The 14,205-nt window shown below is 60.3% G+C and carries 13 protein-coding genes and 1 pseudogene; 5 read left to right on the forward strand and 9 right to left on the reverse strand.

Going from position 1 to position 14,205, the window contains the following annotated elements; all coding sequences use genetic code 11:
• Nucleotides 1–261 precede the first annotated feature (261 nt).
• The 5 genes from BN2694_RS05490 to ftsZ form a co-directional block, all read right to left on the reverse strand.
• Nucleotides 262–699: a transcription elongation factor Spt5 gene (locus BN2694_RS05490; RefSeq protein WP_135663380.1), complete on the reverse strand. Its 438-nt coding sequence runs from the start codon at nucleotides 697–699 to the stop codon at nucleotides 262–264.
• On the reverse strand, nucleotides 699–872 hold the full coding sequence (locus BN2694_RS05495; RefSeq protein WP_135663382.1) for a protein translocase SEC61 complex subunit gamma: 174 nt from the start codon (nucleotides 870–872) through the stop codon (nucleotides 699–701). The genes BN2694_RS05490 and BN2694_RS05495 overlap by 1 nt, the downstream gene beginning before the upstream one ends.
• Before the next feature lie 185 nt (nucleotides 873–1,057).
• Nucleotides 1,058–3,466, reverse strand: coding sequence for a methyl-accepting chemotaxis protein (locus BN2694_RS05500; RefSeq protein ID WP_135663384.1), 2,409 nt, complete (start codon nucleotides 3,464–3,466; stop codon nucleotides 1,058–1,060).
• Nucleotides 3,463–4,698 carry an ABC transporter substrate-binding protein gene (locus BN2694_RS05505; RefSeq protein WP_135663386.1) on the reverse strand — a complete coding sequence of 412 codons (1,236 nt, stop codon included), beginning with the start codon at nucleotides 4,696–4,698 and terminating at the stop codon, nucleotides 3,463–3,465. The genes BN2694_RS05500 and BN2694_RS05505 overlap by 4 nt, the downstream gene beginning before the upstream one ends.
• 160 nt (nucleotides 4,699–4,858) lie before the next feature.
• On the reverse strand, nucleotides 4,859–6,019 hold the full coding sequence (gene ftsZ / locus BN2694_RS05510; RefSeq protein WP_135663388.1) for a cell division protein FtsZ: 1,161 nt from the start codon (nucleotides 6,017–6,019) through the stop codon (nucleotides 4,859–4,861).
• Nucleotides 6,020–6,266: 247 nt separating this feature from the next.
• Between ftsZ and BN2694_RS05515 the strand changes: the two genes are divergently transcribed.
• Entirely contained in the window at nucleotides 6,267–8,039 is a 1,773-nt protein-coding gene (locus tag BN2694_RS05515; RefSeq protein WP_135663390.1) for a 2-oxoacid:acceptor oxidoreductase subunit alpha, read from the forward strand.
• Complete coding sequence (locus BN2694_RS05520) at nucleotides 8,036–8,899, forward strand: 2-oxoacid:ferredoxin oxidoreductase subunit beta (protein ID WP_135663392.1); 864 nt, start codon at nucleotides 8,036–8,038, stop codon at nucleotides 8,897–8,899. The genes BN2694_RS05515 and BN2694_RS05520 overlap by 4 nt, the downstream gene beginning before the upstream one ends.
• Nucleotides 8,900–9,041: 142 nt before the next feature.
• Here the strand turns inward: BN2694_RS05520 and BN2694_RS05525 are convergent.
• Nucleotides 9,042–9,677: pseudogene (locus BN2694_RS05525) on the reverse strand (IS6 family transposase).
• Between the two features lie 175 nt (nucleotides 9,678–9,852).
• Between BN2694_RS05525 and BN2694_RS16995 the strand changes: the two are divergent.
• Both BN2694_RS16995 and BN2694_RS05530 read left to right on the forward strand, forming a co-directional pair.
• Nucleotides 9,853–9,993: a hypothetical protein gene (locus BN2694_RS16995; protein ID WP_167879966.1), complete on the forward strand. Its 141-nt coding sequence runs from the start codon at nucleotides 9,853–9,855 to the stop codon at nucleotides 9,991–9,993.
• Between the two features lie 37 nt (nucleotides 9,994–10,030).
• Complete coding sequence (locus BN2694_RS05530) at nucleotides 10,031–10,570, forward strand: GNAT family N-acetyltransferase (RefSeq protein ID WP_135663394.1); 540 nt, start codon at nucleotides 10,031–10,033, stop codon at nucleotides 10,568–10,570.
• A gap of 352 nt (nucleotides 10,571–10,922) precedes the next feature.
• On the opposite strand, the gene BN2694_RS05535 is transcribed toward BN2694_RS05530, so the two are convergent.
• Complete coding sequence (locus tag BN2694_RS05535) at nucleotides 10,923–12,248, reverse strand: hypothetical protein (RefSeq protein WP_135663396.1); 1,326 nt, start codon at nucleotides 12,246–12,248, stop codon at nucleotides 10,923–10,925.
• Nucleotides 12,249–12,347: 99 nt separating this feature from the next.
• Here BN2694_RS05535 and BN2694_RS05540 point away from each other — a divergent pair, with 99 nt between their 5' ends.
• Nucleotides 12,348–12,548, forward strand: coding sequence for a hypothetical protein (locus tag BN2694_RS05540; RefSeq protein ID WP_135663398.1), 201 nt, complete (start codon nucleotides 12,348–12,350; stop codon nucleotides 12,546–12,548).
• A 28-nt stretch (nucleotides 12,549–12,576) separates the two neighbouring features.
• Here BN2694_RS05540 and fen read toward each other — a convergent pair whose 3' ends face one another.
• Together fen and BN2694_RS05550 are read right to left on the reverse strand one after the other, a co-directional pair.
• Nucleotides 12,577–13,557 (reverse strand): flap endonuclease-1, encoded by a 981-nt coding sequence (fen, locus tag BN2694_RS05545; RefSeq protein ID WP_135663400.1) that lies wholly within the window; start codon nucleotides 13,555–13,557, stop codon nucleotides 12,577–12,579.
• A 9-nt stretch (nucleotides 13,558–13,566) separates the two neighbouring features.
• Complete coding sequence (locus tag BN2694_RS05550) at nucleotides 13,567–14,145, reverse strand: GNAT family N-acetyltransferase (RefSeq protein ID WP_135663402.1); 579 nt, start codon at nucleotides 14,143–14,145, stop codon at nucleotides 13,567–13,569.
• Between the last annotated feature and the right edge of the window lie 60 nt (nucleotides 14,146–14,205).

The following is a 14,205-nucleotide window of genomic DNA, read 5'->3' on the forward strand; positions in this document are numbered from 1 at the left end:
CATTCGTACGATTTCACTGTCCGTCCGCTGTCAAATAAGGTTTGCGCCACAAAGCAACTTTCCGACGCAAAGTCGCATGGCTTGGGAAGGACAAACTCCACTCGACCGGCGTCTTCCAGCGGAAACACAGTAGCCGAAAATAGAAGGCTGAATTCGACCAGCAGTGTCCAGAAACGCGGACACGTACTACACTGGGGCGTTCAAAGTGTCTGTAACTACATTGCGTGTGCGCCCAGCCAGCCCCACAACGAGAACCAACGGTTACCGCTCTTCTGAATCGAGAACTCGAATCTGGTCCCCACGGACAGTAACTGGAATCGGAACCGTCGCCTCGTACAGTTCGACAGTCACCTGGTCTTTGCCTTCGTCGATGCGCTGAACTTGGGCCTTCTCACCCTTGAACGGTCCGGCGACGAGTTCGACGATGTCGCCTTCGGCGATGCCCTCGACATCGGGTTTCGGTGAGAGGAAGTGCTCGACCTCCGTGATCGAGGACTCACCCTGGACGACGCCGTTAGCGTGGGGGATCTCGTCGAGGATCCGTTCGAACACCGAGGCGTCGTCAGCCTCGACCATCACGTACGAGGTCAGACTGTCCGGGGCAAGGGCCGCGTGGACTGACTCCTCCTCGCGGTTGATGATCATATCCGCGACAGTGCGTTCCTGGCTAGCTGTGGTCTTGACGGCGTAGATTCCCATCAGATACCACCCGGAACGAACGTCATCACAACGAAGATGAGGAACCCGAGCAGTCCGACCAGCAGGATGCCCGCGCCCGCGATCTTCGCGACCTGGCTGAACTCCTGCCAGGACGGGGTGCTCGCGAGCTTCAGCACCCGCACGTACGACGTGAGATCGTAGGGTACGTCCATAGGAGGTGCTATCCGCTGATGGCTTTTCTATATTGTGATGCACGCCGAATGTTCGTCCGTGCATTGGCTAGGAGGTAATTGCTGACACGAATCAAAACTCGTCCAGCAATTGCAACAGCGAGGCAGGGACCGAATCGATTCGTCGAACGGTGAGGACTCATCCGGCGAGACAGTTCCAATCGCTACTATCGTTCGTCTTCGTTCGTCTCGCTAGTTTCGAATTGCTCGATGAGATCTCTGAGATCGGTCGCTTGGCTGGAGAGTGTCTCGATACGTTCCGAGACTTCCGTGATAGAAGCCGTCTGCTCTTCGGAAGCTCCAGCGACGTTTTCGGCTTCGGCGGCCGTCTCCTCGCTGATCGACCCGACTTCGTCGGCCATCGCGACCACTTCTTCGGTCGAGGCCGCCTGTTCGTCAGTCGCATCGCTGATCGCTTGCACACCGTCGTTCGCTTCTTCGATCTGGCGAACGATGTCAGTCAGCGTCTCCGCCGCGTTATCGACTGTCTCCTTCCCTGTCTCGACGCTTTCGTCCATCTCCCGAATATCTGCCACCGTGTCGTTTGTCCGGGACTGGACTGTTTCGATCAGCGACTCGATGTCGTTGGTGGCTTCCTGCGTCTCTTCGGCGAGCGTCTTGATCTCGTTGGCCACGACCTCGAAGCCTTGGCCTGCCTCACCCGCGCGACTCGCCTCGATCGAGGCGTTCAACGCGAGCATATTCGTTTGATCGGCGATATCGTCGATCAGCGTCGTGACTTCACCGATCCGATCCATCTCGGCCGCGAGAGCCTCGACTTGCTCGATAGCCTCGGTGGATTTCCGTTCGATCGTCTCGATCTCCGCGGCTGCCCGCTGAGCGGACGTGCGGCCGGATTCACCAGCTTCGACGGCCGACTTTGACTTCGCTGCGACTTCATCTGTCGATGAGGTGATCTCTTCGACCGTTGCCGAGAGATCGGTCATCTCCTGAGAGACCTGCTGGATGTTCTCGTTCTGTCGATCGGCCCCTTCGGCGATCTGCTGGACCGATTGACTCACCTGTTCGCTAGCGGACTTTATTTCCTGGGTGCTCGCGGTGATCGTGTCCGTCGACGTATCGACAGTCCCGGCGAACTCTTCGAGACGCTCGATCGTCGCTTCCAGTTCGGCGACCATGTCGTTGAAGTTTTCGGCGATCTCAACCATCGCTTCGTACTCGCTGTCGGTATCCATCCGCTGAGTGAGATCGCCCGCAGCTGCCCGATCCATCACGGCACTGAACTCGGTGGCCTTCGCTTCGAGCGCCGAGGCCATCGATTCCGCGTCCTCCTTTGCCGCCTCGGCATCGTCTCGTGCTTGCTCGACATCAGTGATCAGTGTCTGGATGTCTTGCCCCATCTCGTCGAGGGCCTTTCCGAACTCACCGGGGACCTCCTCCTCGAGGACCGGATCGTCGAACCGCTGCTCTGCAAGCGCGTCAGCCTGCTCGGCGGCAGTCGTCAAGTATGCCTGCATCGACGCGAACGAGTCGTATAGCTGGCCCATTTCGTCGACACGAGTCGTCTCGGGGAGCGTACTGTTGATATCACCGTTCGCGATGTCTTCGGCCGTTTCGGCGACAGTTGCGAGCGATTGTGCAGTCCCACGACCGATCGTCACCCCGACGAGTATCAACGTGCCGACAGCCAGCGCGACGAGTAACCCGATGTTCTGGGACACGGCAGATTGCAGTGCGAACGCGCGATCCGACGGGACGTGATAGAGAAGGGCCCATTCGGTCCCGGTGATCGGTGTATATGCCATTACGTACTCGCCTTCGCCCATCCCCGTACCCGCGGAGACGCGTTCGTATCCCGTCTCACCGTTGAGCGCGGCATCGACACTCTCCGATCCAGTGTTGCCAGTCGCTTCGAACTGTTCGAGTATCGATGCCTTTCGGTTGTCCAGGATGATCGTTCGGTCGGAGCTGACGACTTTCACGTCTCCAGTCGCGAACGGGGACGTGAACTCGTGAGACCGCGCTTGAAGAGACACTGTCAGCACGACAGACTCCGTCTCACTGACGGGCTGGACGAATGCCAGGACATCCTGACCTTCGCTTTCGTATGGCGGGGACGTTCCCGTCGGACCGGACGTGACGATCGCACCGCTACTGTCGGTCCATGCCGCCTCGACACTGGCAAGCGACGCCCCGGTCAGATCGTCATCAGTACTGGCGATGACCTCACCTTCCGCGGTCGTCACGTAGTGCAACGCCCGGACATCGGCCGGTAATCCGATGAGTTTCCCTTCGAGCCATCGCTGGTGGGCTGACGGCGAGAGCGATTCCGAACGGTCGCTGATCGTGTCTGCAAGGAACAATGTCGTCGACTGTTTGGTTGCAGCCCACTTCGAGATCGAATTGGCTTGCGAGTCCGCAACGCCACGGATCTGTTCTTCAGTCTGGGACTCGACGAGTCCGCCAGTCTGGAAGTGAATCACCACACCGCCAACGACGAGGACGGCCACCACAACCAGCAACAGCACACCGAACTTCGCGGCGTAGCGACGTCTGATAACGTCCGGAAGCGCGCTTTCGATCGCCACCACGAATCGCTTGCGAAGAGAGCTCATTGGTCACCACCCGATTGGAAGAACTGGGGTTGTAGCAGTTCCAAAGACTCGACTGACCCGTCAGTGACGCGCTGAACCAGGTACGAACTCAACGGCTCCAAATTCGCTGTCAAATCGACGCTGCCGGACGCCCCCTGATAGTTGATTTCCCTCCCGGCTTCGATAAGTGACCGAACACGGTCGAAGTCACCGACTGAAACGGTATGGCCCGTGCCACTGGAGACCGACCGGAGCGTCTCGGCGATGGCCGGGCCGCTGGCATCGCCAGCCTTCTCGGCTGCAGCAGCCATCAAAAACAGCGCGTCGTAGGCGTTTGCAGCGTAGGTTTCGAGCTCGTCGATGTCCGACAGTCGCCGAACCAGGTCGAAGTATCCGTCCGTCCTGTTCGAGGAAAGCGACGCGCTGTAGAACCCCTCGTAATACGATGGGATATCTCCCCCGAACATTCCTGCCGAGAACACCCAGGGAACGTCGTAGTCGGATTGGGCATACGCATCGAGAACTCCACGCTCCTGCCCGGAAACACTGGTAAAGGCTACGGCGTCCGGGTCGTTTTCGAAGACGGTTTCGATCGTGTCGCTGAACGTTTCAGCACCTGGATCGTAGCGAACGTCGGCGACGACCGACGCATCGAGGGACTGACGGAGTGCCGCAGCGAGTCCGGAACCGAACGAGTTGTCGATACTCAGCACTGTGACCGAATCCGCGTCGAGGTAGATCGAGCTATCGATGACTTTCGCCATCACCGCTGCTTGAATCCCGTCGTTTGGCACAGTCCGCCCGAAGTACTTTCGCCCGTCGGCCTGACCAGCAGTCGACAGTTGTGGGGCGGTGCTAGCGTAGCTAACCATCATGACGCTATCGGTAGTCGCCTCGGGTGCCAACGCGATCGACACGTCGCTGACGAGTCCACCGACAAGCCCGACGATCCCGCGATCGACGAGCGACTGATACTGTTCGGTTGCGACATCCACGTCCGCTTCTGTATCGAGGACAGTCAGCTCGACCTCTTTGCCATTGATTCCACCGGCGTCGTTGATATCTTTCGTGGCTTGCTCGACCGTGCGTTTCGCATCTCTCCCCAATGTTTCGAGATCACCGCTGAGCGGTGCCAAGGCCCCAAATTCGATCGTACCTCCCGATCCTGAAGGCAGGTTCTGGCACCCAGAAAGGACTGTGGCCGCTCCCAAGCCAGAAAGCCGTCCGAGGTATTTTCGCCTAGTCGTTCCCATGTATCGAAAATCGCGTGGTATGTCAACAAATACCTTCCGTCGCAGATATCATTGGTGATAACGAATGCACGAAAGTATGTATAGCTCGACCGGTGGAGACATCGAAAAAACGCCATCAAACAGATAAACGAGCCGAGAAGTGTCGACCGAGATCGAAAGATCACTCGACGTAATCGATATCGTCGCCCATGCGCTGGGCGGCCTTCTCGCGTTCGGCCTCGCTCTTGCCGTAGATCTGCGGGGACTCGACGCCCGTGACGACGATCATGGTCTCCATTTCGCCCTCGTACTCGTGGTTGACGCTGGCGCCCCAGATGATCCGGGCGTCGGGATCGATCCGGTCGTAGATTTCCTCGACGACGCCCTCGGCTTCATCGATAGACATGTCGGGACCACCGACGACGTTGACCAGCGCGGAGTTCGCGCCGTCGAACTCGACATCCAAAAGCGGCGAGCGCAGCGCCGAGCGGATCGAATCCTGGGCCTTGTTGTCGCCGTCGGATTCCCCGAGACCGATCATCGCGACGCCGCCGTTCTCCATGATCGTGCGAACGTCGGCGAAGTCGACGTTGACCAGCCCGGGCTTGGTGATGAGTTCGGTCATTCCCTTGACCGAACGCATCAACACCCGATCACAGATCTTGAAGGCGTCCTGCAGCGGCATCGACGGAGCATAATCGAGCAGGCGATCGTTCGGCACGACGATCACCGTATCGGCGACCGAGCGCAGGCGTTCGAGACCGGCGTCGGCGTTCGCCCGTCGGCGCTCTCCCTCTGCCGTAAACGGGATGGTGACGATCGAGATGGTCAGCGCACCGGCCTCTTGGGCGGCCTGAGCGATGACTGGGGCCGCGCCGGTCCCCGTCCCCCCGCCCAGTCCCGCGGTAACGAACACCATGTCCGAGCCGTCGATGGACTGCTGGATGTCCTCGATGTTCTCCTGGGCAGCCTCCTCACCGATTTTGGGCACCGAGCCCGCGCCGCGACCGCCGGTACGCTTCTTGCCGATGAGAATCTTCGTGTCGGCCTTGACCTCGTCGGCGAGGTGCTGGGCGTCGGTGTTTGCCGCGACCAACTTCGCGCCGTGGATCCCCTCTTCCATCATCCGCGTGACGGTGTTGCCGCCGGCACCACCAGCGCCGACGACCGTGATCTTCGTCTCTAAGTCCTCGACGACGTCGGCCAGCTCCTCGTCAGTCATCTGTCCCGACGTCGAAACATCCTCGGTTGTCGTCTCTGTCGTCTCCGGCGCTTGCTCGACCGGTGGTTCCGCCACGTCTTTTTCGCCCTCGTCCATGGCGTCGTCGATGATGGAGTCCATATTTAAATGACTCGTAACGGTTCAACACTAATTATCTTTCCCTTCCTGTCCGACACATGTCAGACCACCTTCGTCGTCGTTCCGACCGTTCTCGCTCGATAGAACGACTCTACTACGACCGGGTGCCGACAACAGAGGGCAGGGCGACCACTTACAGCCGTTCGGAGTCGATCAGCGACGCCGATACGCCCCGAACACTGCAGGTTGCAGAAGGCTTTTTCTCGGTGGCGGGATAGTTCGAACCCACATGGAAAACGATCTCAATTGGGCGATCGGCGGAGAGGCCGGCGACGGGATCGATTCGACGGGCAAGATCTTCGCCCGGGCACTCTCACGGGCCGGTCGCCACGTTTTCACCTCCAAGGACTTCGCCTCGCGCATCCGGGGCGGGTACACGGCCTACAAGGTCCGAACCTCGGTCGACCGGGTCGAAAGTGTCGTCGATCGGCTCGACGTGCTGATCGCACTGACCGAGCGGACCATCGACGAGAACCTGGATGAACTCCGAGAGGGAAGCGTCATCATTTACGACGGCGAGCAGACGACGATGCAAGACATCGAAGTGCCCGACGGGACCATCGGCCTCGAAGTCCCGCTGAACAGCCTCGCCGAGGAGGCCGGCGGGGCGATCATGCGCAACGTCGTCGCGTTGGGGGCCGCGAGTGAAGTCACCGGTTTCCCCGTCGAATACCTCGATGAGGCACTGGTCAAACGCTTCGGCGAGAAGGGCGAGGCCATCGTCGCAAACAATCGCGAGGCGGCCCGCCTGGGCCGGGATTACGTCCACGAGGAGACCGACTGCGGCGGCCAGTTCAGCCTAGAGACCACTGACGCCGACTACGTCCTGCTCAACGGCGACGAGGCCATCGGTATGGCTGCCCTCGCAGCCGGTTGTCGCTTCTACGCGGGATATCCGATCACGCCCGCGACGGACATCATGGAGTACCTCACCGGCCGGATCGAGGACTTCGGCGGCGCGGTCGTCCAGGCCGAAGACGAGCTGTCTGCGATCAACATGGCACTGGGCGCAGCCCGAGCCGGCGCGCGGGCGATGACCGGCACGTCCGGGCCGGGGATCGATCTGATGAGCGAGACGTTCGGTCTCGTCGCCACCAGCGAGACACCCCTCGTGATCGCCAACGTGATGCGCTCGGGGCCATCGACGGGTATGCCAACGAAACAGGAGCAAGGGGATCTGAACGCGATGCTCTATGGCGGGCACGGCGAAATCCCGCGGTTCGTCCTCGCACCGACGACGATCGGGGAGTGTTTCGACCGGACCATCGAGGCGTTCAACCTCGCCGAGAAGTATCAGCTTCCGGTATACCTCACAGCGGACCTCTCGCTTGCGGTCTCCGAACAGACCTACCCGCCCGAGCGCTTCGACATGGACAGTGTCGAGATCGACCGCGGGAACGTCGTCGATCCCGACGAAGTCGAGGAGTGGCTCGACGAGAAGGGGCGCTTCCGGGCGCACGCGGCAACCGATGACGGGATCAGCCCGCGAGCGCTCCCGGGGACGCCCGAGGCAGCACACATGACGACCGGCCTCGAACACGACGAACTCGGTCGCCGGACCGAAGAAGAAGACATCCGCGTCGAACAGGTACAGAAACGCCAGCGGAAAGTCGAGACCGCTCGCGAACGAGAAGACTTCGGCTACCGGGAATTCGGCGATTCCGAAGCCGAAACGCTCGTGCTTTCCTGGGGGTCGAACGAAGGTGCGATGCGCGAGGCCCTGGGGATGCTCGATGAGCGGGGCGTCGACGTTCGATTCCTCTCGGTGCCGTATATCTACCCGCGACCCGACCTGACCGCGGAAGTCGAAGACAGCGAGGACGTCATCGTCGTCGAGTGTAACGCGACGGGGCAGTTCGCGGACTTGATCGAGCACGACACGCTGACGCGCGTCCAGCGCGTCACGAAGTATACGGGCGTCCGGTTCAAGGCCGACGAACTCGCCGACGAGATCGAATCGGCGATCGCTGGCGAGGCTCCGCCACAGGAGGTCCAACGATGAGTTCTGAGACACACTTCACGGAGTTCAAATCCGACAAGCAACCGACGTGGTGTCCCGGCTGCGGTGACTTCGGGACGATGAACGGCATGATGAAAGCCCTCGCCGAGACGGGCAACGACCCGGACAACACGTTCGTCGTCGCCGGGATCGGCTGTTCGGGCAAGATCGGGACGTACATGCACAGCTACGCGCTGCACGGCGTTCACGGTCGGGCGCTCCCGGTCGGGACGGGTGTGAAACTCGCCAATCCCGACCTGGAAGTGATGGTCGCTGGCGGGGACGGCGACGGCTACTCGATCGGCGTCGGGCACTTCATCCACGCCGTGCGGCGGAACATCGACATCACCTACGTCGTGATGGACAACCGGATTTACGGCCTGACGAAGGGGCAGGCCTCCCCGACCTCGCAGCAGGGCTTTGAGACCGCCACCTCGCCGGACGGCACGGTCGAGCCGCCGGTCAACCCACAGGCACTCGCGCTGGCCGCCGGCGGGACCTTCATCGCCCAGTCGTTCTCCTCGGACTCCCAACGGCACACCCAGCTCGTCAAGCAAGCCATCGAGCACGACGGGTTCGGGTTCGTGAACGTGTTCTCGCCCTGCGTGACGTTCAACGACGTCGACACCTACGACTACTTCCGGGATGCGATCGTCGACCTCGAGGAGACCGACCACGACCCCGGCAACTACCAGGCCGCCCGCGACAAGATCATGGACCCAAGTACCGAGCACATCGGCGTGCTCTACGAGAACGAGGCCAGCGTTCCCTACAGCGAGCGCGAGGGGATCGACGAGAACATGGCCGACATTCCCGATGGCGCACCCGAACGGGCCGATCGGCTGGTGCGAGAGTTCTACTGAGTTCGTTGCTCTACAGACAACTTCGCTGGCTTCGAACGATGTGAATGTGATGCCCCGAGCAAAACATTCACCCAAAATTATCCGAACCGTTCTATACCGCTCCCAACAATCGCTCACTCAAGAGCGTTCAAGACGGTAGTGTTCAGATAAGCTGGTTCCATGCAAATGCGAAAGATCTGAGCCAGTCGTCAGCTGTTTCCGCAGCGGCGTGACTGAAACAGTTTGAAAACGAAGATGTTCTACGTTTTACCTCACGAAAGACACGTTCGACGCTGTTCCGATTTCCAGCGCGTTCGTATCTGAAATCGAGGCCGTGTCGGTTGCAAGCGTCTTTCAAGGAGTGCGACCCATCGATGAGAAACATCGCGTCGTCAAGATCGTGTTTCTCGCGGAGTTCGCGAAAGAACGCGTGAGCAAGAGCTGAATTTGTAGTTGGTTCAAGCGTTGTATGGAGCAATTCGTTTGTATCGGGATCGACGGCAGCGTACAGCCAGTATCGCTCGTTGTCGAGTCGGATCACGGTTTCGTCAACCGCAACGTGATCCGGGCTCCGTCCAGTTTCGGGCTGTAGATCGGCCTTGTGAACTCAGTTGTGGACGGTTGAACGAGCGCGTTGGACACCGAATACCTCAAGAATTGAAACAGTATTCGAAAGCGATAGTCCAGCAAGATGCAACTGAATACTGAGCTTCATCAAAAATCGCGGTGTCGCTTCTCGCTCCACAAACTCTAAGTCGATCTGGTCGATACTACCGCTGAGGCGTGCGTTTTCGGGCATAGACACTTTGAAAACGCCACGCCTCATCCTTCAATCCTTATCTGAACACTACCTTCAAGACAGTGCAAACTCATATGGGGGTATGGAGCTTAGAACGTGGGCCTCAGACCGAATACGGACTGATTGTGTCTGAGTGTTAACTATTATATGCCTGCATGACCGACCTAAACTTACGATGGCGTACCCACAGTCCGTTCCGTCTCTCACCGAGGACGAGTTCGACCATCTCCGTAACGAGATGGAAGAATTCGAAGCTCCGGAGGAGATGGAAGATGACCTCGCACGGCACCGCGAGGCACTCCAAGAAGACACTTAATTAACCTTTTTATCGATCTGTTGCTTCCTCATCCCTAGTGACTTCCAACTTCGAGAAAATTCACCCACGGGTGGAGATCCATCCATACGAGTTGGGTGAATCCCTCCCGAAATTTGACTGTGGCAAGGACTGGTTTAACGACTTTATCAACACAGATGAAGTCGAGAATTATCAGCGAGCTCGACTCGGGAAAACCAGGTTGGTGTACTTCGACGGTGAGTTTGCCGCGTTCTTCTGCGTATCACCGAACTCGTTACGAGACGACGACTACAACGAAGAAGAAATGGATGGCGCAAGCGAGTTGTACGAGGGGCCATTCGATATGCCCGCCAGACTTCTCGGCCATCTCGCTGTTGATGAGCGATTCAAAGACGAAGGACTCGGTGAGTACCTCGTAAAACACATTCTCGCGGACACACAAACCTCAGACACGCCATTCAGACTGGTTATTCTCCACTCCCACAAGGATGTGATCGAATTCTATCAAAAATATGGGTTCGTCAAAGCGTTCCCCCACGGTGGAGGGAACCAGAATACCACGCTCATGTTCTACGATCTCGGCCGCCTGACTGACTGAGAACCGCTCTGTACGAGAATTACCCTGTCAAAACGCTTCGCTGATCACTCGTTCACGATACGCTCGGTTCTGTGCGGCTTTGTAGAAGACTGGCTCGTAGTATCTCTTGTAGGGTGGCGCGGTCGCGCGTTCCATCTCATCCGTGACTGCCCGGACCCATAACCCTCTGGAAGTGTCGTCTACAGGTTGTTGAGGTAGACCAATGCATCCAACGAACCACGGAGTCACTGATTTTTCTCCACCATAGATCGGATCGGACCGCCCAAGGTAGTCTACTGCTTCAACGTACACCTCGGCTTCGGGACAGCTGATAGTAGGATGAATTCGGTTCTGGACTGTTCATCTCGAAACGTTACTGAGCCGACGGACGATCGGCAATTGCGTCCCGTCGGGCACGTCCAACAGTGTACCCTGCCATTCCGATCGCAGCCGTGAGGAGCGCCCAGGCAGCGAGCAGTCCCGGGGCGTACATCGCTCCGTAGCTCCCGTATGGTGCCCATCCGAGCGTAAGTAACAGTGGCGAGAGCACGATCACGACCGCGAGAAGCCAGCGTACCGGCCGTCGCTCGGCAAGCGCGAGCGGGACGAACAGCGTCGGGGCAGCGACCGCGACCACACTTCCGTATCCAATCGCGATCGGGCCGAGCGAACCGGCGACGAGCGGTGCGGCAAGCAACGCGAGCACGACGCCGACAGCGGCCGACCGGACGATCCATCTGGCGTCGAGATCGAACCCGAATCGTCCCGCAAGCAGGCCGTACTGGAGTCCAACCAGGACGAGCGAGAGCGCGACCAACGGGGCCAGCAGTGTCGCGCTCATCACGAGCAAGAACGTAGCCCCGTCCAGACCAACAGTAACAGCGGCTGCAGCCGCCAGCCCGGCGATGGCGACGACGGACAGAGCCGCCGTTTTCGTCGACACGTCGGCAACCGTCCCAGCCAGACGATCACGGAACGCGAGACAAGCCCCGAGCACGATCGTCGGGATGATCGCCGTCCCCGGAATGGCGGCCCCTTTCAGCTGAGCGATGTCGACGCCGATCCCGAAGTGGGACGCGACGCTGGTGAGGATGCCATCGTCCTGGCCGAACGTCAGATACCAGCCCGGAGAGATAGTTCGAGCGAACGTGTCACCGTACTCCCCGTCGATGGCAAGGGCCGTTTCGTTCAGTCGGTACTGCTCGGGTGCCCGAATGAGCTGTGTTCCCTCGGGGCCAGTGACGACGACTCGGTCGACGTTGACGCCGTACCAGCGTCCCTGCTCCCCCTGGGAGTGGAAGTAATCGACGATCAGGACGCCGCCGGCACTCCGGTGGCCCATTCTCGGAACGTCATACCCAATCGTGACGGCGTCCGCGCTCGCGTTCACCGAGAGATTTCGCGGTGTCGCTTCGTCCCGGTGGCCCCGGAGTGCGTCCTTGGCCGCCGACTGCACGGACTGGGAGTTGATGCTCGCGTTCGCGCGGAGATCGAGCCGTCCCGTCCAGTGTCCGCGACCGTTCTCGTCGAGGGCGATCGTGATCGTCGAGGACTCGACATCGCTCCCGTCTACCACGTCCCCGGAGCAGCCTTCACAGAGTGGTTGGGGAGGTGGCCGTGCTGCAGCGATCGTGACCGTCGCCAGCAAGACGACCAGGAGGGCTCCAGCGACCACAGCCCGATCACAGCGGGGACACATACGGTGCAAAGAACGGCACACTGACAAAAAGATACGGGTCGAGCTGTCGCCATAGCAGACCCACGGTAGATTCATCAGAGCGGTGGTGGAACGGCGACCATGGACAACGAACGAGAGCGTCAACTCGTCGTCGCACTCGTCGTGGTCGGTGTCGTTCTGTCGTTCGCCTACAGCCTCCTGATCGCAGGACAGATACTGCTCTGGCTGTCCGTCGTCTGGACAATATCCTTGTTCTACCTGCTCTGGCGATTCGTCCGTGCACACGAGCGGATCGCCGATGCTCTCGAAAACGGGGAATGAAAAACCGGACCGAAGCGTCGGTACGGATTCACGCCCAGTCGTCCAGCCCGGTCTGGACCACCGACGATTCGATACGCTCGAACCCACGCTCGACTTCGCTCGCATCGACTTCCCACTCGTCGGTGACGAACGACCGGGCGGCATCGAGATCGGGGTGGAGTGACGTCTCGAAAGAGTAGTCGTCGGTGACGGCGGGATCGAGGAACAGCTCCCGGATGCGATCGGCGTTCTCGACGTAGACGTCTTCGGCCTCGCTGACCCCCCAGAGGTCGCCGTGCTCGCGGATGGCTTTCACCGCGGTCTTGGGGCCGTATCCGTGGACGCCCTCGTTGAAGTCCGTCCCGCAGAGCAGCGCCACGTCGACGAGTTGTTCCCAGGAGAGATCGTGTGCGTCCAGCGTCGCCTGGAAGTCCATCAGTTCCGGGTCGCCCTTGCTGGTGAGTTGCCGGAGTGTGCGAGGGGCGCCAAAGAGGAGGGCGTCGTAATCCTCGGTGCCGACGTAATCCACGTCACCGCTTCGAGCCATGTGGGCCGCCTGGCCTTCGCCCTCCGCCGGCGCGTCGACGACGGGAACGTCCAGCAACTCGAGCAGTTCCCGCGTGGTCTCCAGAATTACATCGGTAAGGTGCTGGGTCCGGGACTCCAGGCGAGCGACCCTGACAGCGTCGCCTTCCTCGCGGGCCGCCTCGAGGTCGTCCTCGTATTGCTCGCGCTGCTCACGGCGGCGCTTTACCTCGTCGTCCTTGAGATCCGTGACAGCACCGTCGAAGACGAACACGGGCGTGACCTCGTGTTCGAAGAACTTCGGCAGGCCCTGGACGACACCGACGAGATTGGCGACTTCCTGGCCGTCGCTCGTCGTGTAGACCTCGTCGTTCGTCCACTTGACTGTCGTCGTGAGGTAGCGATACAGCCAGTTGTGGGCGTCGACGGCCACGATCGACCCCGCCAGATCGTCGAAAGCGATCGACTCGATGGCCGCGATATCCCGGAGATCGGCGTTTCCCATTGCGATCGATTAGACCCCGCCACGGTTTGAATCCCCCGCCACCGGGTCATCGCCGCCCTCTCGGAGTGGTGATGTGACCACCGCGGGCGGCGAGCCACCCGTCCGCGCCCGGAGGAACGCTCGTTCTCGCTTGTCCAGGTCACGCTCGCCATAGACGTCGAGACCTGCCCGATAGCGTTCGGCGTCACGATCGGCCGCCGTCGAGAGCACGAGTTCGGCCAGTCCCGTCCGTTCGCCAGTGTACGCCAGGCCGGCGCGGTAGAACGCCTCGTAGGCGATCGGGTTGTTGACGCCGGCTTTCACCTCGTCGTATCCTCGCTCGCGAGCGCGCTCGACGACGAACCGGAGGAGAGACGATCCGATCCCCTTGCCCCGACGATCCAGTCGGACGGTCACGTACCGGATCCGGAGACAGTCGCCATCAGTCCGATCCGGGTCGAACGCGGCGGCGGCGACAGTCTCGTCACCGTCCCGGGCGACCGCTTTGCCCGTACTCGAGATGACGAACTTCCCCGCGTAGGCGAACCGTTCGTGATCGAGATCGAGCGTCGGCCCGTCTTCGGGCCAGCCAAGCAACGTGTACTCCACCCTCGCGCTTCGAGGCGGGGCGATAAGTGTTTGACCCGGACGGAAACGGGAACGCCCAAG

Source organism: Halorhabdus rudnickae (genome assembly GCF_900880625.1).
Lineage (GTDB): Archaea > Halobacteriota > Halobacteria > Halobacteriales > Haloarculaceae > Halorhabdus > Halorhabdus rudnickae.

Coding starts and splice junctions, on each gene's coding strand:
- BN2694_RS05490 (WP_135663380.1), bottom strand. CDS start 699: ATGGGAATCTACGCCGTCAAGACCACAGCTAGCCAGGAACGCACTGTC.
- BN2694_RS05495 (WP_135663382.1), bottom strand. CDS start 872: ATGGACGTACCCTACGATCTCACGTCGTACGTGCGGGTGCTGAAGCTC.
- BN2694_RS05500 (WP_135663384.1), bottom strand. CDS start 3,466: ATGAGCTCTCTTCGCAAGCGATTCGTGGTGGCGATCGAAAGCGCGCTT.
- BN2694_RS05505 (WP_135663386.1), bottom strand. CDS start 4,698: ATGGGAACGACTAGGCGAAAATACCTCGGACGGCTTTCTGGCTTGGGA.
- ftsZ (WP_135663388.1), bottom strand. CDS start 6,019: ATGGACTCCATCATCGACGACGCCATGGACGAGGGCGAAAAAGACGTG.
- BN2694_RS05515 (WP_135663390.1), top strand. CDS start 6,267: ATGGAAAACGATCTCAATTGGGCGATCGGCGGAGAGGCCGGCGACGGG.
- BN2694_RS05520 (WP_135663392.1), top strand. CDS start 8,036: ATGAGTTCTGAGACACACTTCACGGAGTTCAAATCCGACAAGCAACCG.
- BN2694_RS16995 (WP_167879966.1), top strand. CDS start 9,853: ATGGCGTACCCACAGTCCGTTCCGTCTCTCACCGAGGACGAGTTCGAC.
- BN2694_RS05535 (WP_135663396.1), bottom strand. CDS start 12,248: ATGTGTCCCCGCTGTGATCGGGCTGTGGTCGCTGGAGCCCTCCTGGTC.
- BN2694_RS05540 (WP_135663398.1), top strand. CDS start 12,348: ATGGACAACGAACGAGAGCGTCAACTCGTCGTCGCACTCGTCGTGGTC.
- fen (WP_135663400.1), bottom strand. CDS start 13,557: ATGGGAAACGCCGATCTCCGGGATATCGCGGCCATCGAGTCGATCGCT.